Source organism: Streptomyces sp. NPDC001941, assembly GCF_040296945.1.
GTDB lineage: Bacteria > Actinomycetota > Actinomycetes > Streptomycetales > Streptomycetaceae > Streptomyces.
In genome coordinates this window covers 25928-45527 of record NZ_JBEOYE010000002.1, presented here as the reverse complement: position 1 = coordinate 45527, position 19600 = coordinate 25928, and the positions used below count along the sequence as shown (strand labels likewise).

Annotated in this window: 16 protein-coding genes and 1 tRNA gene; 13 read left to right on the top strand and 4 right to left on the bottom strand. The window is 72.6% G+C overall.

Annotation, left to right across the window (positions count from 1 at the left end):
• Positions 1-143: 143 nt before the first annotated feature.
• On the top strand, positions 144-461 hold the full coding sequence (locus ABT160_RS02030) for a hypothetical protein (RefSeq protein ID WP_351642323.1): 318 nt from the start codon (positions 144-146) through the stop codon (positions 459-461).
• A 23-nt stretch (positions 462-484) separates the two neighbouring features.
• Positions 485-928, top strand: coding sequence for a single-stranded DNA-binding protein (gene ssb / locus ABT160_RS02025; RefSeq protein WP_351642320.1), 444 nt, complete (start codon positions 485-487; stop codon positions 926-928).
• A gap of 87 nt (positions 929-1015) precedes the next feature.
• On the opposite strand, the gene ABT160_RS02020 is transcribed toward ssb, so the two are convergent.
• Positions 1016-2032 carry an SRA domain-containing endonuclease gene (locus tag ABT160_RS02020; RefSeq protein WP_351642317.1) on the bottom strand — a complete coding sequence of 339 codons (1017 nt, stop codon included), beginning with the start codon at positions 2030-2032 and terminating at the stop codon, positions 1016-1018.
• A gap of 148 nt (positions 2033-2180) precedes the next feature.
• Here ABT160_RS02020 and ABT160_RS02015 point away from each other — a divergent pair, with 148 nt between their 5' ends.
• From ABT160_RS02015 to ABT160_RS02000, 4 genes are all read left to right on the top strand, one after another.
• Positions 2181-3092 (top strand): bifunctional DNA primase/polymerase, encoded by a 912-nt coding sequence (locus ABT160_RS02015; RefSeq protein ID WP_351642315.1) that lies wholly within the window; start codon positions 2181-2183, stop codon positions 3090-3092.
• A 367-nt stretch (positions 3093-3459) separates the two neighbouring features.
• Positions 3460-4710, top strand: coding sequence for a DUF3631 domain-containing protein (locus ABT160_RS02010; protein WP_351642313.1), 1251 nt, complete (start codon positions 3460-3462; stop codon positions 4708-4710).
• 148 nt (positions 4711-4858) lie between these two features.
• Positions 4859-5083, top strand: a complete 225-nt coding sequence (locus ABT160_RS02005; protein WP_351642310.1) for a helix-turn-helix transcriptional regulator — start codon at positions 4859-4861, stop codon at positions 5081-5083.
• Complete coding sequence (locus tag ABT160_RS02000) at positions 5083-6483, top strand: site-specific integrase (RefSeq protein WP_351642307.1); 1401 nt, start codon at positions 5083-5085, stop codon at positions 6481-6483. Before ABT160_RS02005 ends, ABT160_RS02000 begins: the two co-directional genes overlap by 1 nt.
• Positions 6484-6702: 219 nt before the next feature.
• Here the strand turns inward: ABT160_RS02000 and ABT160_RS01995 are convergent.
• Positions 6703-6778: transfer RNA gene (locus ABT160_RS01995), tRNA-Arg, on the bottom strand.
• Between the two features lie 314 nt (positions 6779-7092).
• On the opposite strand from ABT160_RS01995, the gene ABT160_RS01990 reads away from it, so the two are divergent.
• The 7 genes from ABT160_RS01990 to ABT160_RS01960 all read left to right on the top strand — a co-directional run bounded on the left by ABT160_RS01990 (position 7093) and on the right by ABT160_RS01960 (position 15806).
• Positions 7093-8685: a dynamin family protein gene (locus ABT160_RS01990; RefSeq protein WP_351643015.1), complete on the top strand. Its 1593-nt coding sequence runs from the start codon at positions 7093-7095 to the stop codon at positions 8683-8685.
• Between the two features lie 5 nt (positions 8686-8690).
• The gene (locus ABT160_RS01985) at positions 8691-10388 is read left to right on the top strand and encodes a GTPase (protein WP_351642304.1); all 1698 of its coding nucleotides are present in this window, start codon (positions 8691-8693) and stop codon (positions 10386-10388) included.
• Positions 10389-10563: 175 nt separating this feature from the next.
• Positions 10564-11010, top strand: coding sequence for a single-stranded DNA-binding protein (locus tag ABT160_RS01980; RefSeq protein ID WP_351642302.1), 447 nt, complete (start codon positions 10564-10566; stop codon positions 11008-11010).
• Between the two features lie 383 nt (positions 11011-11393).
• Positions 11394-12812, top strand: coding sequence for a Cys-Gln thioester bond-forming surface protein (locus ABT160_RS01975; RefSeq protein WP_351642299.1), 1419 nt, complete (start codon positions 11394-11396; stop codon positions 12810-12812).
• A 242-nt stretch (positions 12813-13054) separates the two neighbouring features.
• Positions 13055-14719: an energy-dependent translational throttle protein EttA gene (gene ettA, locus ABT160_RS01970; RefSeq protein ID WP_351642296.1), complete on the top strand. Its 1665-nt coding sequence runs from the start codon at positions 13055-13057 to the stop codon at positions 14717-14719.
• Positions 14720-14721: 2 nt separating this feature from the next.
• Positions 14722-15153, top strand: a complete 432-nt coding sequence (locus ABT160_RS01965) for an acyl-CoA thioesterase (RefSeq protein WP_351642293.1) — start codon at positions 14722-14724, stop codon at positions 15151-15153.
• Positions 15150-15806: a DUF8010 domain-containing protein gene (locus ABT160_RS01960; RefSeq protein WP_351642291.1), complete on the top strand. Its 657-nt coding sequence runs from the start codon at positions 15150-15152 to the stop codon at positions 15804-15806. Before ABT160_RS01965 ends, ABT160_RS01960 begins: the two co-directional genes overlap by 4 nt.
• A 28-nt stretch (positions 15807-15834) precedes the next feature.
• Here the strand turns inward: ABT160_RS01960 and ABT160_RS01955 are convergent, their stop codons facing one another.
• Positions 15835-16833 (bottom strand): ABC transporter ATP-binding protein, encoded by a 999-nt coding sequence (locus ABT160_RS01955; protein ID WP_351642289.1) that lies wholly within the window; start codon positions 16831-16833, stop codon positions 15835-15837.
• Positions 16830-19595 carry an ABC transporter permease gene (locus ABT160_RS01950; RefSeq protein WP_351642287.1) on the bottom strand — a complete coding sequence of 922 codons (2766 nt, stop codon included), beginning with the start codon at positions 19593-19595 and terminating at the stop codon, positions 16830-16832. The genes ABT160_RS01955 and ABT160_RS01950 overlap by 4 nt, the downstream gene beginning before the upstream one ends.
• Positions 19596-19600 lie beyond the last annotated feature (5 nt).

Below are 19600 nucleotides of genomic sequence, written 5' to 3'. Positions count from 1 at the left end.
GCAAACCGCGGTGTCAGACACCCCTGACACTCCCGCCTGACACCGGCCTGACACTCACGCCTGACACCCACCGCTCACACCTGTCCACGCACGCCCGTGGACGGGCGCCGGGCCCTGCCCGCACACCGGAAGGGAGCACCGCCATGACGCATCGCGAACCGGCCGGCACCCTCGCCCCGCACATCCCCGCCGAGATCTACCGGCAGGCCGAGCGTGAGGGACGCACGATCATCGTCGTCCACCCCGCACCGCCGCCGGCGGCGCCCGCCCGTTCGGGCCGGGCCTGGCTCTGGCCCGTCGGGATCGGCTTCGCCGTCGCCCTCGGGCTGATCGGCACCGCCGCCGCGGTCCTGGCCCTGATCGAGTTCGCCACCCACACCGCCGCCCTCCTGGCCAGCACCGCCGGGCCGATCGGACTCGGCGGCATCACGCTCAAGCTCGCCCGCCCCAAGACCAAGTAGCCCTGCTCGAAGGAGAGATCAGCATGTCGTTCGGAGAGACCCCGATCACCGTCATCGGCAACCTGACCGCCGACCCCGAGCTGAAGTTCACCGACGGCGGCGCGGCGCTGGCGAAGTTCACCATCGCCTCCACCCCGCGCGTCTTCGACCGCGAGAAGAACCAGTGGGCCGACGGCACCTCCACGTTCTTCCGCTGCGCCGCGTGGCGCCAGCTCGCCGAGCACATCGCCGAGTCCCTGACCAAGGGCTCCCGCGTCGTCGCCTCCGGCCGCATCCGCCAGCACAACTGGCAGACGCCCGAGGGCGAGAACCGCTCGATGCTCGCCCTGGAGATCGACGAGATCGGCGCGTCCCTGCGCTTCACCACGATCACCGTCAACGCCAGGACCACCACGAAGAACGGTGCCAGCGCGGGCGCCGACGCGTGGACGGCGAACAGCGAGTACAGCGAGAAGCCCCCGTTCTAGCTGCGCCAAGGGCGGCCCCCTCGTCTCGCCAAAGTCGCGGGGCCGCCCTTGTCCACCAGCGCCTCTCGGAGGGCCGGCACCACCAGCCTAAGCCTGCTGCGCCGGCGTGGGCAGACCTGCGAAGCCACCGTCCGGCGTCTGCGTGACCAACCCGATCTCCACCGAGTCCAGCAGAGCGCGGACGTCGGCCGTCGGCTCGTCCGGCAGCAGCACCGCCAGCCGCATACCGGTCTTGGCCTTGATGTGACGTCGGTAGTCGAGCAGCTGGCCAATGGCGGTGCGCACGTTGTTGCGTGTGGCCTGGCCCTTGCCCTCGTACAGGACGTTGTCCGTCTCGTCGTACAGGTCCGGGGTGAAGGTGCCCGGTTCGCCCGGGACCGTGATCTGGAAGCTCTTGCAGATGTGCCCGAGACCCTCCAGGTACGCCTCGAAGGCGGTGCACAGCTCGCCCTCGCGGCGGAAGACCTCCTTCGGGCCGCCATTGACGTTCGCGGTCGTCTGCTTCGTGGTGTGGTTCTCAGTCTTCTTGTCCTTGGCCCCGGGCTGCTTGGGCACCTTCGAGATCTTCGGCTTCTTGGGCAGCTCTATCTGCGAGAATTCGTTCGCGGGTGGCTGGACGTCGTCGCCGGTGACGACCAAGCCCTCCATGGCCGGCCGCATCCGGAAGACGTAGACGCTGCGCATGTCACCGTTGCTGTCCGGCGCCTGCCGCTCCACTACGGGCTCGGTCTCGTCCAGCTTGACCCGGCCCACGTAGCGCTGGGTCATCAGCTTCTTGCCCTTGACCCTGCCGGCGGCGACGAACAAATGGATCACCCGCCCGTTGTCCCGGGTCTCCATGAGCGTCTTGTTACCGCGGACCATCTCCTGGTGACCGGTGCCGCCGGCGCCGGTGTACAGGAACAGCGGGCCCAACTCGTCGGCCTCGGCCCACCCGTCGAAGGTGTAGCCGTGCTTCGCGCCGGCCGCCGGGTCGGAGTACACGAACACCGCGTCCGACTTGGGCGCCGGCACGATGCCCCCGCTGTAGACCGATCCCCCGTAGACCGCGGCAACGTCCTCCCGCGTGGTGATCATGCCCGGGACAAGCTCAAGAGTGGTCATCCTTCGAATCTACCTACCACCACTGACAACACCAGCCCCAATTTCCCCACGGCCCCCATGCGCGCGTCAGTGCGGCCCCCTCGTCTCGCCAAAGTCGCGGGGCCGCCCTCCTCCACCAGCACCACTCACTGAACCGGAGGCATCCGGCATGACCCCTGACCAAAACGTCCGGCGGACGTCCTTACTGGACTCCGCCCTCACCGCCGCCGCCCGCGGCTGGCCCGTCTTCCCCCTGCGCCCCGGCAGCAAGCGCCCCGCCCTCCACGGCGAAGCCGCCTGCCCCCGCACCGGCCCCTGCGCCGCCGGCCACGCGAAGTGGGAGCAGCGCGCCACCACCGACCCCGACCGCATCCGCGCCGCCTGGAGCACGGGCGCGTTCAACATCGGGATCGCCACCGGCCCTGCCGGCCTGGTCGTCGTCGATCTCGACCAGGCACGGGACAAAGACAGTGAGGACGCCCCTGACGGGGCGACGAACTTCCTGGCGCTCTGCGAGCGCGCCGGCACCCCAGTGCCCCGCACGTACACGGTGCGGACGCCCAGCGGCGGACACCACCTGTACTTCACCGCCCCCGTCGGCTCCCGCCTGGCCAACACCCAGGACACGTTGGCGCCCAGCATCGACACCCGCGCCTGGGGCGGCTACGTCGTCGCCCCTGACAGCACCACCCCCACCGGCGCCTACACCCTCACCGACCCGACCCCGCCTGTCCCGCTCCCCGCGTGGCTGCGCCAGGCACTCGCCCCGGCGCCCGCCCCGCGGACCGCCGGGGCGCTGCGAGCACCGCGCGATGCGTCCCGGGTCGCGAGCGTCGCGCTCGTACGGGAGCGGGACAGCATCACCAGCACACCCGAAGGCGGCCGGGAGCGGCGGCTGTTCGAGGCCGCCCGCGCGATGGGGCGCTTCGTGGCCTGGGGCGACATCCCCCGCCACGTGGTGGAGGAGGCTTTTCAGGGGGCAGGGGAGGCGGCCGGACTCAAGGCTCACGAATGCCGCTCCACCCTGCGCAGCGCCCTGAACTGGTCCATCCGCACCGCCCGACCGCGGGAGGCGCAGTGACCACCCTCCGCCTCGTCCCCTCCCCTGAAAAGCCTCCCCAGCACACCGACGAACCCAGCGGGCGCCCGCTCCGGCCGGGCCCCGCCCGCAGCCGTGGCACAAAGGGCGGCGGCCGTCAGGCCGTCCGTTCAGCTCTTCCCGATGCTCCTCAGGCGACCAGTCCCGCCGCGGGCGACGGCCGTTTCATCGTGGCCATGCTCCACATCCGCGCCCCGCTCCACCGCACGCCCACGGCCACGTCCGTCTGCGCGTGCGGCAGGGACCGCAACGCCATCGGCCACTCTGCCGTGCTGGCCCTGATCAGCGATCACGAACAGCATCGCACCACCTGCCCGCTCCGCACCCCGCACGAAGGGAGGGCCGCCCGATGACCGGACCGGAGCCCATCGACGGCGCGGCGCTCCTCGACGACGTCGAGCGCTTCCACCGCCGCTTCAACGTCTTCCCCAGCGAGCACGCCTACGTCGCCGTCGCCTTGTGGGACGCGCACGCCCACCTGATCGACGCGTTCGACGGCACCGCCCGCCTGGCGTTCCTCTCCCCGGAGCCCGGGTCGGGCAAGTCCCGCGCCCTGGAGATCGTGGAGACCCTCACCCCGCGCGCGGCGACCACGGTCAACGCGACCGCCAACGCCCTCTTCCGGCTTGTCGAGTCCGACGGCGGCACTCCCACGCTGCTCTTCGACGAGATCGACACCGTCTTCGGCCCCAAGGCCGGCGGGAACGAAGAGGTCCGCGGGTTCCTCAACTCCGGCTACCGGCGCGGCGGGAAGTCCCTGCGCTGCGTCGGCGACGGCTCCAACCAGAACGCCGAGTGGTTCTCCTCGTTCTGCGCTGTCGCCATGGCCGGACTCGGCTCCCTGCCGGACACGATCCTGACCCGCTCGGTCATCATCCGCATGCGCAAGCGCGCCCCCAACGAGAAGTGCGACCCCTACCGCCGTCGCGAGCACGAGAAGCTGGGCCACGCCCTGCGTGATCGTCTCGCCGACTGGGCCAAGACGGTCCACGACGACATCGCGAACGCCTGGCCCGAGATGCCTGAGGGCGTCACCGACCGTCCCGCCGACGTCTGGGAGCCGCTCCTCGCGGTCGCCGACGCGGCCGGCGGGACGTGGCCCGAGCGAGCCCGCGCGGCGTGCGTGGACCTGATCAAGTCCGCGTCGTTCTCCGACGAGGAGTCCCTCGGGGTGCGTCTGTTGATCGACTTGCGCGACCGGGTGTTCTGCGGCGTCGACCGCATGCCCACCGCCGCCATCCTCGAAGTCCTCCTCGGTCTCGACGACGCGCCGTGGGCGGACATGAACGACGACGGCAAGCCCCTCACTTCCCGCGGCCTGTCCAAGCTCCTGGGCTGGTACGTGCGCCCCGACAGCCGCCCGATCAAGCCGCGTGGCATCCGGGTGGGCAGCACGACGCCCAAGGGCTACTACGCCGAAGACCTCGGTGACGCGTGGGCCCGCTACTGCCCTCCGCTCCCTGAAATCCGCAACATCCGCCACGCCGCAACATCGCAGGTCAGCGGGGGTGAATTTGTGGCGGATAGCTCCGGTGTGGCGGATAGGACCGGCCACACGGTGCCCGCTGCGGGGGCGCCGGCGCTGCGCAGCGTCGGCTGATCCCGCCCCTCCGGATAGGTGCTGACACGGGCGTGCGTGTCGGCATCTATCCGCCACACAATCGGCATCCGCCACAGATTCAAGCCTCTGACCAGCAATGTTGCGGCGTGGCGGATGTTGCGGATTCTCCAGGAGGAGACGCAAGGACGTGGGTGATCACAAGAGGAGCGGCGGCGGTGCGCGGGGCGTCAGGCAGGGAGACAAGCTCACCCCCGCCGACATCTGCGAGGACCTGGAGATCGCTCCCTCCACCTTCTACGAATGGCGTGCCAAGGGCCGGGCTCCGCGCTGCATCAAGCTCCCCAACGGGGCGTTGAGGATCAGGCGCAGTGAGTACGAGCGCTGGCTGGACGACCGGGAGGATGCCGCCTGATGGACGGCGCGACGTACAACGTGAAGTTCTGGAAGACGTCCGTCTATCGCGGCAAGCGCAAGACCACGTACACGGTCCGGTGGGAGGTGGAGGGCAAGGAGTGGCGGGCGCCTTTCACCACGAAGTCGCTCTCGGAGTCGTTCCGTTCCGATCTGATCAGTGCTGCGCGCCGTGGTGAGGCTTTCAGCCTCGCCACGGGGCGTCCCGCCTCGTTCCAGTCCGGGGCCAGTTCCGTCAACTGGTACGACTTCGCGGTGCAGTTCGCGGACGCTCAGTGGCAGAGGACTGCGGGGAACAGCCGCAAGAACACGGCGAAGGCGCTCATGTCCACGACGGTGGCCCTGCTGCGGTCGCAGCCGTCGGCGTTCGCGGCCGTCGATGTCCGTACGGCGCTGCGGGAGTTCGCCTTTAACACCCGGCGGCGCGAGGAGGCGCCGCCGGAGGTGGCCGTGATCCTGAGGTGGGTCCAGCGCAGCACGCTGACCATGGCGGTGTGGGAGGACCCGGCCAAGGTCGACGAAGTCCTCCTGGCCGTGGGCACGCTGCTGGACGGGTCCCGGGCCGCGGCCAGCTCGGTCAAGCGCGGCCGGCGGATCCTGAACGTGGCGATGGAGTACGCCGTCAAGCACCAGGTGCTGAAGGTGAATCCCCTCCCCAAGGGCAAGGGGGCGGTGCCCAGGGACTCCACGGCCGTGGACCGCCGGTCCCTGATCCACCCGAGCCGGATGGCGCGGATCCTTGAGCGGATCCGGCTGCGCACCAGGGGCGGGAGGAGGCTGCACGCGTACTTCAGCACCGTCTACTTCCTCGGGCCGCGCCCCGAGGAGGCCGTGGCGCTGCGGGTGGAGGACTTCGTCCTGCCGTCCGTGGGGGCGGAGGACCAGTGGTGCGAGGTGGTGATCCACACGGCTGAGCCGGAGGTGGGCAAGAGCTGGACCGATGACGGGGCCCTGCGTGAGGAGCGGGGGCTGAAGGGGAGGGCCCAGGGGGAGACCCGGATCGTCCCCGGGCCTCCGGCGCTGACGAAGACCGTGCGGGAGCACATTCGGAGGGAGGGGCTGAAGCCGGGGGACCGGGTGTTCCGGGGGGAGGGCGGGGACGTGCTTGCCGGGTCCGTTGCCCGTCGGGCCTGGCGTACGGCTCGTAGGGCGGAGCTGACGGAGCAGGAGTTCGCGTCGCCGATGGGGAGGCGGATCTACGACATCCGACACACCCGGCTGACCAAATGGCTCAACGACGGGATTCCGCCGGCGCAGGTCGCCTACTGGGCGGGGAACAGCGTGGCCGTGCTGCTCTCCACGTACGCCAACTGTGTGGAGGGGCAGCTGCCCGACCTGAAGCGCCGGATGGAGGCGCAGGGGGACCTGCCCGAGGTGGCGCCCGGGGAGCTGGGCGGCTGAGTAGCGGGGGAGGGGCGGGCCGGGTCCCGCGAGAAACTTCACCGCGTATTCTCCGCGGCCACCTGTGAAGACCCGGTGCCAGCCGGAGTGAGCCGGACCTTCCCAGCTCCGACCAGGGGAGGGTCCGGCTCTTACGCCGCTGCTACAGCTGACTCGCTACGTTGCCCCTGACCAGCGAAAAGGCCCTCCCGGAGGGAGGGCCTGACTCCACGCGCGCGGTGGCGCCCCCGGCAGGACTCGAACCTGCGGCCAAGCGCTTAGAAGGCGCCTGCTCTATCCACTGAGCTACGGGGGCCGGTGGTGGCCTTGTGGCCTGGAGCCCGGGGTGGGTGGTCCGTGACCTTGCCGGGGACAAGGATAGGGCTCCGATCGCCTTGGCCCGGTTGCTTCACCTGCGTGGCACGATGTGTAGGTTCGGTGAAGCGAACCGATAATCGCAGGCAGGTGCGATTCCCGCAGCGCTTTTGGCGCCTCGCGGCCCGGGTGTTGTGCACTCGTTATGCCTGCGTCCCACTCATCCCGTGTGTCCCGAGTGTCCGGTCGGCGCGCAGAGATGCTCATACGCTTCAAAACGCTGTCAAAATTGGGCATTCTTCACATGTGGTGACATTGGACGTACGGCCTCAGCTCATCGACGCACTCTCCGCCCTGCGCGACCGTGTCGCCGCCGTGCGCCTGCCGCTCCCCCTTCCGGGTGCGCCCAGGGCGCGCCAGACACGGGCCGAACTGCTCGCACAGCTCGACGACTACCTGGTGCCCCGTCTCAAGGACCCCGAAGCCCCGCTGCTCGCGGTCATCGGCGGTTCCACGGGCGCCGGCAAGTCGACCCTCGTCAACTCCCTCGTGGGGCGGTGCGTCACGGAAGCGGGCGTGCTGCGGCCCACCACCCGTACACCCGTGATCGTCTGCCACCCCGACGACCACCACTGGTTCGCGTCCATGCGGGTGCTTCCGCACCTCACGCGCGTGTGGCTGCCGCAGCAGGAGGAGGGGCAGGGCACCGAGGACGCCGAGGACGAGAACGCCCTGCGCATCGAGACCGCCGACTCGCTGCCGCGCGGCCTCGCCCTCCTCGACGCACCCGACATCGACTCCCTCGTCGTGGAGAACCGCGTCCTGGCCGCCCGGCTCGTCTGCGCCGCCGACGTGTGGGTCCTGGTCACCACCGCCACGCGGTACGCCGACGCCGTCCCCTGGCACCTGCTGCGCACCGCCAAGGAGTACGACGCGACCCTCGTCACCGTCCTCGACCGGGTGCCCCACCAGGTCATCGCCGACGTCTCCTGCCAGTACGAGGCCCTCCTGGCGAAGGCCGGGCTCGGCGACGTACCGCGCTTCACCATCCCCGAGCTGCCCGAGTCCGCCGGCGGCGGCACCGGACTGCTCCCCGACACCGCCGTCGCCGCCCTGCGCGACTGGCTCACCCACCGCGCCCAGGACCCCGCCGCCCGCCAGCAGGCCGTCAGCCGCACCGTCACCGGCGTCGTCGACTCCCTCAACGCGCGCATGCCCGAACTCGCGGGCGCCGTCGCCGCCCAGTACGCCGCCGCCGTACGCCTCACCGGCGCCGTCGAGGAGGCGTACGAGAGGGAGGCCACGCGCGTGCGCGCGTCCCTGCAGCGCGGCGCCGTCCTCGCCGGGGACGCACGCACGCGGTGGCGCGCCCACCCGCGCGACAGCTCGGCCGGCGAACTCCTCGACGCCCTCGTCGAGTCGCTGACCGCCCTGCTCCAGTGCGCCGTCGCCGCCGCCGACGAACGCGTCCAGGAGGCCTGGCGGCGCGAACCCGCCTCCGGCGTCCTCGGCGGCGGCCACGCCGAACCCGACCGGGAGGCCGCCGAACGGGTCGGCATGGCCGTACGGCGCTGGCGGCGCGAGCTCGAGGAACTGGCCGACGAGGAGGTGCGCGGCGCCGAGCGCAACACCGCGCCCGACACCGAGACCGTCGCCGCCCTCCTGGCCACCGCCCTGCTCGGCGGCCGGCGCGCCCGCGGCGCGGGGGAACGGCTCGCCGAACTGATCGGCGCACAGGGCGCCCTGCGGCTGCGCGACAAGGGCGGCGCGCTGGTGACGACGTACCTGGACCGGGTGCTGCACGGGGAGCGCGACCGGTGCCTCGCCCCCCTCGACGCCCTCGACGTGACCCCCGAACCACAGGCCGAGCTCATCGCCGCCCTGTCCGTACTGCAGAAGGAGAGGTGACCGGCGTGCACGAAGCAGAGGACCGGTGGGACGACGGGCTGATCGCCCGCAGGGCGGCCGTACCCGCGCAGGGTGACGAGCCCGGCGCCCCGGCCCCCGCCGAGCAGCACGTGCCCATCGGCGGCGCCTACGGCGGCTCCCTGCGCGGCCGCCTGGACGCCCTGCGCGAACTCGTCGGGCTGTCCCGCACCCGCCTGGAGGCCGAGTCCCTCGCCGAGGCCGGACGGGTCCTCGACGAGGCCGCCGCCCGCCAGCGCCTCTCCTCCCGGCACACCGTCGTCGCCGTCGCCGGGGCCTCCGGGAGCGGCAAGTCCGCCCTGTTCAACGCGCTCGCCGGAGTACCCATCTCCGAGACCGGGCTGCGCCGCCCCACCACCTCCGCGCCCATCTCCTGCAGCTGGTCCGAGGGCGCCGCCGGGCTCCTCGACCGGCTCGCCGTCCCCGGCAGGCTCCGCCGCCGCCCGCTGGCCGGCGGCGAGGGCGACGAGACCCTGCACGGCCTGGTCCTGATCGACCTGCCCGACCACGACTCGGCCGTCACCAGCCACCGCGACCAGGTGGACCGGGTGCTCGCCCTGGTGGACGCGGTGATCTGGGTGGTGGACCCGGAGAAGTACGCGGACGCCGCCCTGCACGAGCGCTACCTGCGCCCGCTCGCCGGACACGCCGAGGTCACCTTCGTGGTCCTCAACCAGATCGACCGGCTGCCCGGCGACGCCGCCGACCAGGTCCTCGACGACCTGCGGCGGCTGCTCGACGACGACGGCATGGCGCTCGGCGAACACGGCGAGCCCGGCGCGACCGTCCTGTCGCTGTCCGCGCTCACCGGCGAGGGCGTGCCGGAACTGCGTGAACTGCTCGGACAGTTCGTCCGCGGCCGGCGCGCCGCCGAGCGCCGCCTGTCCGCCGACGTGGACGCGGCCGCCGCACGACTGCGCCAGGTGTACGTCGCCGACGGGCGGACCGGACTCGGCGAGGGCGCGCGCGAGGACTTCGCGGCACGGCTCGCCGTGGCGGTCGGCGCGAGCGCGGCGGGCGAGGCCGCCGAACGCGAGTGGCGGCGCAACGCCGGGCGCGCCTGCGGGACGCCGTGGCTGCGGCTGTGGCGCTGGTACGAGGCCACCCGTGCGGGCGCGGGCGGCGGGCGGGCCGACCAGCCCGAGCCGGAGGAGGAGCTGACCGCGCGCCAGCGGGTGGAGCAGGCCGTGCGGATCGTGGCCGACGAGGGCTCCCGCGGGCTGCCGGTGCCCTGGGCGCAGGCGGTGCGCGAGGCGGCGGTGCGCGGCTCGCAGGGGCTGCCGGAGGCGCTGGACGAGCTGGCCGTCACGGTGGGGGTGCCGGGCGGCAAGCCGCCGCGGCCCGCGTGGTGGCCCGCGGCGGTCCTGGCGCAGGCCACCATGACGCTGCTCCAGGTGTACGGCGGGCTGTGGCTGGTGGGCCAGATCATCGGCGTGCTCCAGCCCGCGCTGCTGCCCCCGGTGCTCGTGATGCTGGCCGGGATCGTGGGCGGCCCGCTGGTGGAGTGGGGGTGCGCGGCGGCGGCGCGGGGGCCCGCGCGGCGGTACGGGCAGGAGGCCGAGCGCCGGCTGCGGGAGGCGGCAGCGGGGTGCGGGCGGGCCATGGTGCTCGATCCCGTCGCCACCGAGCTGATGCGGTACCGGGAGGTGCGCGAGCAGTACGCGGCGGTGTCGGGGGTGCGCTGATCCCGGCGGGTCCCAAAATCCGCTGGGAACAGGCAGGTTGCTCACCCCCAGGGGTGACGGAGTTTTCCACAGTCCGCCGGTCGTCCACAGCGACCGGCGGACTTCTCGCGTCGGGGCCAGCATGGGAACCAGCCGGCCGGTCGCGGGGACCGGCGGCAGAGCGGGGGAGAGCACGATGTCGAACGACACGCTGGTGACCGTCGTGGGGAACGTGGCCACGGCGGTGGAGTACAAGGAGACGGCCTCGGGAGGGGCGGCGCGGTTCAGGTTCGCTGTGACGCCCCGCAAATGGGACCGCGAGCAGGGCGCGTGGGTGGACGGGCACACCAGCTTCTACACGGTGTGGGCCTGGCGCGCGCTGGGCGCGAACCTGGCGGCGTCGGTCTCGGTGGGCGAACCGCTCGTGGTGCACGGCCGGTTGAGGGTGCGCGAGGACGAGCGGGAGGGGGTGCGCAAGATCTTCGTGGACATCGACGCGGTGGCGGTGGGCCACGACCTGTCGCGCGGGACGGCGGCGTTCAGGCGGGTGAGCAAGGGGGATCCGGGGCTCGTGGAGCGGCGGCCGGGTGGTGCACGTGGCGGTGAGCGGGGCGGTGAGCGCAAGGAGGAACTGGTGTCCTGACGAAGGGGGCGGGCGCGCTTCCGGAGGCCGGGATTCATGGAGGAACCGTGAAGGGGAGGGGACTTGGGGCTGAACCAGAGGTGACGGGGTGGTGACCGAGGCCGGTCCGTGGGTGCGGCGCGGGTGTCCCACTTGGTGCAACTGGTGGGTTTTGGGGGGCTTCTGAGAAAGCGGAGCAAGTAGTTCCGGGGGTGTGTCGGCGAGGGGCACGGGACGGGGGATAACGATTGCGATTCGGAATGGTTATCTGACCGTATGGCGGGGGATCAGGGCCCCTCGTCTCTCTAGGATCCCCGTGTACTCACGGGGCACTTGAGGCTGCTGGCGAGGCATCCCCCCATGCGCGTTCCGCGCGAAAGAGCCCTCGCTCGGAGGAGAAATCTGTGTTTTCTGCGTTGTCGGTACGCAAGTCAGCGCGGGGCAGGGGCGTCCAGCGCCTCGCCGCCGCGGTCCTGGTTTCCGGTCTGGTCGCCTCGGGCGCGATAGCCGGGACGGCCGCCGCCGCGGCCGATGAAGCCCCGCAGCATCAGGGCGGCGCGGCCGCCACGCTGGACGGCCTGAAGACGTTCGACACGGCGGTCCTGCGCGCCAAGGGCCACGAGCGGAGGATCTCCGCGGGTCTCTTCGAGATGACCGTCGACGGCGGCGGCAAGCTGAAGACGTACTGCATCGACATCAACAACCCGACCCAGGACCAGGCCAAGTACCTGGAGACCCCCTGGAGCCAGACCTCGCTCGGCGTGAACAAGGACGCCGGCAAGATCCGCTGGATCCTGCAGCACTCCTACCCGCAGGTCGACGACCTGGCCGGGCTCGCCAAGGAGTCGGGTTCGGGCCCGCTGACCGAGAAGACCGCCGCCGCCGGCACCCAGGTCGCCATCTGGCGCTACTCGGACGGCGCCGACGTCGAGGCCGTCGACCCGGCCGCCGAGAAGCTCGCCGACTGGCTGCACGACAAGGCCCAGGACATGGCCGAGCCGAAGGCGTCGCTGACGCTGGACCCGCCGGCCGTCTCCGGCAAGTCGGGCAGCAAGCTCGGCCCGGTCACCGTGCACACCGACGCCGGCAAGATCACCGTGAACCCGCCGGCCGACGCGGCCGCCAGCGGCGTCAAGATCACCGACAAGACCGGCAAGACGCTGAACGCGGCCTCCAACGGCACCGAGCTGTACTTCGACGTCCCGGCCGGCGCCGCCGACGGCAGCGCCTCGCTCACGGTCCAGGCCAGCACCTCGGTGCCGGTGGGCCGCGCGTTCGCCGCCGCCACCAAGAGCCAGACCCAGATCCTGGCCGGCTCCAGCGAGTCGACGGTCACCGCGACCGCCACCGCCACCTGGGCCGCCAAGGGCGCCATCCCGGCCCTGTCCGCGAAGAAGAACTGCGCCAAGGGCGGCGTCGACATCACCGCGGCCAACGAGGGCGACCGCCCCTTCACCTTCACGCTGAAGGGCCAGGAGTACACGATCGAGGCCGGCGCCTCCAAGACCGTCACCATCCCGGTCGCCGAGGACCAGGCGTACGACTTCACGATCACCGGCCCGAACGGGTTCACCAAGAACTTCAAGGGCGTGCTCGACTGCAAGACCACGGGTGACACCGTCCCGCCGAAGACCACCCCCAGCCCCAACCCGAGCCCGGCCTCCGCGGGCGGCAGCTCCACGGGCACCACGGGCGGCGGCGACCTGGCGGAGACCGGCTCCTCCAGCGCCACCCCGACCATCGCGGCCGTCGCGGTCGGCCTGGTCGTGATCGGCGGCGGCGCCGTCTTCCTGCTCCGCCGCAAGAAGGCCACCGGCCAGTAGTCGACCCGGTCGGTGGCCCCCGGGTCACCGACCGAACCGTACACACGGTGACCGCGCATGACCCAGCGTGATCGAGTGGCCCCGGAGGCGAACCGCCTCCGGGGCCACTCGCGTTCCCGTACTCCGGCCCACCGGGCTGCGCCGCTGGTCAGGAGCGCGCGCGATACCGGTTTCCCCCGGGGGATGGACGGCTGGCAAGATGGGGTGTATCTGCCCACTCACTCTTTGCCGGACGGTTTCTCTTGGCTGAGTACATCTACACGATGCGCAAGGCGCGCAAGGCTCACGGCGACAAGGTGATCCTCGACGACGTCTTCCTGAACTTCCTGCCGGGAGCCAAGATCGGCGTGGTCGGCCCCAACGGCGCCGGCAAGTCGACCGTCCTGAAGATCATGGCGGGCATCGAGCAGCCGTCCAACGGCGACGCCTTCCTCTCGCCCGGCTACAGCGTCGGCATCCTGATGCAGGAGCCCAAGCTCGACGAGTCCAAGACCGTCCTGGAGAACGTCGAGGACGGCGTCGGCCCGATCAAGGCCAAGCTCAACCGGTTCAACGCGATCGCCGAGGAAATGGCGACCAACTACACCGACGAGCTGATGGAGGAGATGGGCAAGCTCCAGGACGACCTGGACCACGCCAACGCGTGGGACCTGGACGCCCAGCTGGAGCAGGCCATGGACGCCCTGGGCTGCCCGCCCGGCGACTGGCCGGTCACCACGCTGTCCGGTGGCGAGAAGCGCCGCGTCGCGCTCTGCAAGCTCCTCCTCGAGGCGCCCGACCTGCTGCTCCTCGACGAGCCCACCAACCACCTCGACGCCGAGTCCGTGAACTGGCTGGAGCAGCACCTGGCCCAGTACAAGGGCGCCGTCGTGGCCGTCACCCACGACCGGTACTTCCTCGACAACGTCGCCGAGTGGATCCTCGAGCTCGACCGCGGCCGCGCGCACCCCTACGAGGGCAACTACTCCACCTACCTGGAGAAGAAGGCCGAGCGCCTCAAGGTCGAGGGCAAGAAGGACGAGAAGCGCGCCAAGCGCCTCAAGGAAGAGCTGGAGTGGGTCCGCTCCAACGCCAAGGGCCGCCAGGCCAAGTCCAAGGCCCGCCTCGCGCGGTACGAGGAGATGGCGGCCGAGGCCGAGAAGATGCGGAAGCTGGACTTCGAGGAGATCCAGATCCCGCCGGGCCCGCGCCTGGGCTCGATCGTCGTCGAGGTCAACAACCTCTCCAAGGCGTTCGGCGACAAGGTCCTCATCGACGACCTGTCCTTCACCCTGCCGCGCAACGGCATCGTCGGCATCATCGGCCCCAACGGCGCCGGCAAGACCACGCTGTTCAAGATGATCCAGGGCCTGGAGACCCCCGACTCCGGCGAGATCAAGGTCGGCGAGACCGTCAAGATCTCCTACGTCGACCAGGGCCGCGCCAACATCGACCCCAAGAAGACCCTCTGGGCGGTCGTGTCGGACGAGCTGGACTACATCAACGTCGGAAACGTCGAGATGCCGTCCCGCGCCTACGTCTCCGCGTTCGGCTTCAAGGGCCCGGACCAGCAGAAGCCGGCCGGCGTGCTCTCCGGCGGTGAGCGCAACCGCCTCAACCTCGCGCTCACCCTCAAGCAGGGCGGCAACCTGCTGCTCCTCGACGAGCCGACCAACGACCTCGACGTCGAGACCCTGTCCTCGCTGGAGAACGCGCTCCTGGACTTCCCGGGCGCGGCGGTGGTCGTCTCCCACGACCGCTGGTTCCTGGACCGGGTCGCCACGCACATCCTGGCGTACGAGGGCGACTCCAAGTGGTTCTGGTTCGAGGGCAACTTCGAGTCGTACGAGAAGAACAAGGTCGAGCGGCTCGGCCCGGACGCCACCCGTCCGCACCGCGCCACCTACAAGAAGCTGACCCGAGGCTGAGCGTGCGCCACATCTACGCCTGCCCCCTGCGCTGGTCGGACATGGACGCCTTCGGGCACGTCAACAACGTCGTCTTCCTGCGGTACCTGGAAGAGGCGCGGATCGACTTCATGTTCCGCCTCGCGCCGGGGGAGGGCTCCCCGTCGTTCTCCGGCGGGTCCGTCGTGGCCCGGCACGAGATCGACTACGTACGCCCGCTGGTGCACCGCCACGAGCCGGTGACCATCGAGTCCTGGGTGACGAAGATAGGCGCCGCGTCGCTGACGATCGCGTACGAGGTCAAGGACCCCGAGCAGGTGTACGTACGGGCGTCCACGGTCGTCGTCCCCTTCAACCTGGAGGCCCAGCGTCCCCGCCGCATCACCGCGGAGGAGCGCTCCTTCCTGGAGGAGTACCTGGACGACGGCATGCGTGGGGAGGCCGCCGCCGCATGACGGCGCCGCTGCACTTCGCCGACGCCAGGGAGGCGGCCGCACTCGCCGCCTTCCTGGCCCGGCTGATCCACTACGACCGGGCCGCCGCGGTCCGCCTGCGGGCGGGCGGCGGGGCCCTCGCCGTGTTCGGCCGCCCGCCGTCCTTCGAGGTCCTGGCGATCCGCACGGCACGCCTGGTCGACGACGGGCCGCTCGACGTCACCGTCTCCGCCGGTGAACTCCTCGACGGGATCGAGGAGTCGGCGGGCAAGGCGATGGTGCCGGGCCCCGTCACCGGACCGCCCTGGACCGGGGTGCTGCCGCCGCGCGGCGGCTGGCAGCAGCTGCCCGGGCTGCCGGACGCGCTCGGCCTGCGCGCCGCGGTGGCCGGGGCGATCGCCGAATTCCGGTCCCGTGACGCCGAGTTGCCGCCCGAGCGCGGTACCCGCGCGGAGCGCGAGCGGATCGGGCGGGAGATCTGGTCGCGACACCTGCCCGGCACCCGGGTGCCGCTGCGCACGGTGCACGCGGCCCAGTCGCTGGGGTTCCTGCCGGGGGGCGAGGTGCCGGTCCGGCTGTTCGCCGCGGGCCCGTGGCTGCGACTGAGCACGCCGTACGGAGCCGTGGTCGTCCGGGAGTCGGGGCCCGTCGGGCTGGCCGTGAGCCCGGTCTGACCGGTACGGGACGCCGGGGGGTGGCCCCCTACTCCTCCCCGTCCGGCCACACCTGGATGTGGTCCTGTTCCAGTTCCAGCATCACCCGGTGGCGCATGCCCAGGGTGTCCGTGTAGTCGGACGGGAGCTGCAGGCGGCCCGCGCGGTCGAGCATCGCGTACTCCCGTGCCACCGTGGACTCCTGGCCCTCCGCGTCCACCTCGGTGCGGCGCAGCACCTCCGAGGACGTGCGGCCGTCGCGGATGGCGACCGTGCGGCGCACCTCGCTCGCCACCGCCTGGTCGTGGGTGACGATGACGATCGTGGTGCCCAGCTCCTCGTTGGCGCGGCGGAAGGCCGCGAAGACCTGTTCGCCGGTGGCCGAGTCCAGTTCGCCGGTCGGTTCGTCGGCGAGCAGGACCGAGGGGTTGTTGGCCAGGGCCACCGCGATGGCGACGCGCTGCTGCTGGCCGCCGGACATCTGGTGCGGGCGGCGGTCGCGGCAGTCGGCGACCTCCAGCATCGCCAGCAGCGACTCCACCCGCTCGGCCTTCGCCGCGCGGCCGGTGCGTCCGGAGCGGCCCCTCAACTGCATGGGCAGCGCCACGTTCTGAGCTGCCGTCAGGTACGGCAGGAGGTTGCGCGCCGTCTGCTGCCAGACGAAGCCGACCACCTCGCGCCGGTAGGCGAGCCGGTCCTTGGCGCCCATGGCGAGCAGGTCGCGCCCGGCGACCTTGGCCGCGCCGGCGGTGGGCACGTCCAGGCCCGCCAGGATGTTCATCAGGGTGGACTTGCCGCTGCCCGACGCCCCGACCAGGGCCATCAGTTCGCCCTCCTCGACCAGCAGGTCCAGGCCCTGGAGGGCCTGCACCTCGACGCCGTCCGCGGTGAAGATCCGTACCAGCCGGTCGCAGGCGATCAGGGCGTCGTGCCCGTAGGCCGGCCGGTCGCGGCGGGCGGTGGCCCGGCGCTCCAGGTCGGCGAGGGTGGCGTCCCCCGCGGTGGCCGTCGCGCCGGCGGCCGTCGTGTTCCCCGTGGTCGCGGTCATCGGGAGTCTCCTGCCCTGAGTTCGTTGATCGAGCCGCGGCGGGCGACCCACCAGGCCTGGGTCATGGCGACCGCGGCGGCGATCGCCACCACGGCCGCGGCGGGCACGGCCAGCGACCACGCGTCGGCGCGCAGCGGCAGCCCCCGGACGGCGGCGCCGTCGGACGCGGCGGCCAGCGCGAGCTGCCCCAGGTTCACCCCGGGGGAGAGCAGCTCGATGGTGGCCCAGCCGACGGCGACACCGCCCGCGGCGGCGAGCAGCGTCTGCGGCAGCGCCTCCAGGCCGAGCAGCCTGCGGCCCTGCCGGGTGGTGAGGCCCATGGTGCGCAGCCGGGCCAGCAGCGTGGTGCGTTCGGCGGCGGTGCCGAGGAGCGAGAGCAGCAGCGCGAGCACCGCGTACCCGGCTCCGGCGGCGATCGCGGCGGTGTAGATCCGCTCGGCGCCGGACTGCATGGGCGAGTCGGTGAACGCGGCGCGCTCCTCGGCCCACAGGGTCACGGCGAAGGGCGGCGCGACGGACTTCACGTTCGCGCGCAGGGCGGCGGCGTCGATGGAGTCGCCCCCGGCGAGGAGGACGGTGGGCACCCGGTGGGTGAGGTCCTGCTCGTTGACGACCAGGAACTCCTGGGCGGGCACCGCCGGGGTGCCCGTCCGCACGCCCGCCACCTTGACCCGGAATTCGCCGGACGCGGTGCTCAGGGCGCGGGTGCCGGAGCCGATCGCGGCGGCCGCGCCGGGGGAGGCGAGCGCGGGCAGCACCCGCTTCGCGTCCTCGCCGTCCGGCCCGACCCCGCCCTTGCCGGTGGAGGCCAGCAGGTCCGGGGGGACGGAGCCGAGGCCACGGTCGCGGGAGAGCCGGTCGTAGGAGGCCGGGTCGACGCCGACGAGCGTGATGTTGGTGGAGTCGCCGCCCACGTCGGACTTGGCCAGCTCGACGCCGTACTCGACCTGGACGGTCACCACGCTGCGTACGCCGGGCGACGAACGGACCTTCTCCGCCAGGCCCTTGGGCAGCGGGAAGGCGTCGTTGGGGCCGGAGACGCGGGCGTCGGAGCCGGTGGCGAGGGTGGCGGCGCGGTCCCGGGTGTCGGCGACGCCCGCCAGCACCGAGCCGCCGAAGGCGGCGGTGGTCAGCGCGATGAGCAGCGCGAGCAGCGGGAGCGCGCCGGTGGTGGCGGTGCGCCCGGCCCGGGCCAGGGAGAGGAAGCCGATCGCGCCGCGCAGCCGGGCCACCGGGCGGGCGGCGAGCCGCAGCGGCAGCGGGTAGAGCCGGACGAGCAGGAACGCGGCGATCGTGCCGACGAGCACCGGGGCGGCGCTGACCAGCAGGTCGCCCGCGTCGGTGGCGCCCCGGCGGCGCAGGGCCACGACCGCGCCCAGCGCCAGGACCAGCAGGGTCAGTTCGGCGACCGTGCGGCGCCGGGAGGGGCGCGCGTGCACCACGTCCTCGCGGGCCCCGCCGGACGGCGGCCTGCGGTGCGCGACGACGGCGCGCAGCGGGAGCGCGGTGGTGGCGACCAGGGCGACGGCGAGGGCGGCGAGCAGCGCGGGGCCGGTGCGGGCCGGGCCGACCAGCCAGAGGGCCAGGCCGAGTCCCGCCGCGGTGGCCGGGAGGGTGATCACGGCGATCTCGGCGAGCAGCCGTCCGCCGATGCCGGCCAGGGAGCCGCCGCGCGAGCGCAGCAGGGCCAGTTCGGCGCGGCGCCGGGTGGCGGCGAGGCCGCCCGCCATGGACAGCACGACGAGGGCGACGGCGCCGACCCCGACGGCGGCGACGGCGACGACCGGGCCGATCGCGTCGCGCACGGCGGAGTAGCGGTCCAGGACGAGGCCCAGGTCGGTGCGGAGCCCGGCCTGGCCGACGACGCCCTGGAGGTCGAGGAGCCCGGGGCCGTTCTGCACGTAGGTGACGGCGGAGCCGAGCGCGTCCAGGTCACGCGGGGTGAGGCTGCTGGTGTCGGGCGGCAGGTTCCAGTACGTCTCGGGGCTGCCGGAGGCGCCCCGCAGGGCCGGGCCCGCGGCGGGCGGCACCAGCAGCACGGCCTGCCAGAAGCGTTCGAGGTCCTTGGTGAGGACCAGCGCGGGGGTACGGGTGACGGGCTCGGTCGCCCAGTAGGCCCCGGCGGGGTCGCGCGGGGCGACGACGCCGGTGACGGTGACGACGAGCGGGCCGCGCTGGCCGGGCACTTCGAGGACGGTGCCGGGGGTGATGCGCAGGTCCTTCGCGGTCTGCGTGGTCACGGCGGCCTCGATGCGCGTGGTGGCGCCGGTGGTGTCGTCGGAGGCGACGGGCATGCGCCCGGCGGCCAGGGTGGAGTGCTCCGGGACGCCCTGTTGCGCGTACAGCCGGAACATCGGCGGCTTCATCTTGGGCAGCAGGGTGCGGAACGGCCGGGGCACCGGCAGGAAGTCAGCGGTGCGCACCCCGCGCGAGGACTGCGCGACGTCGGCGCGCAGCGGCTCGGGGAGCACCTTGACGAACTCCTCCTGGCCGCGCGCCAGGTGCTGGGGCCGCAGCACCGCCTCGGACTGCCCGTCGTCGGCGACGCTGCCCGTGGAGCCGAAGAGCTGGAGCGTGGTCGAGGAGGGCGCGGCGGTGTCCAGGGCGCGGCGCAGGCCCTCGGTCTCGTACGCGTCGACGGCGCGCGGCAGCGCGGCCGCCAGGAACGCGGTGAGCAGGACGAGCACGGCCAGCGCGCAGGCCGCGCCGGGGGCGGTGCGCAGCCGGGTCCTGACCCAGGGGGCCACGGTCTTCGCGGTCATGCCGG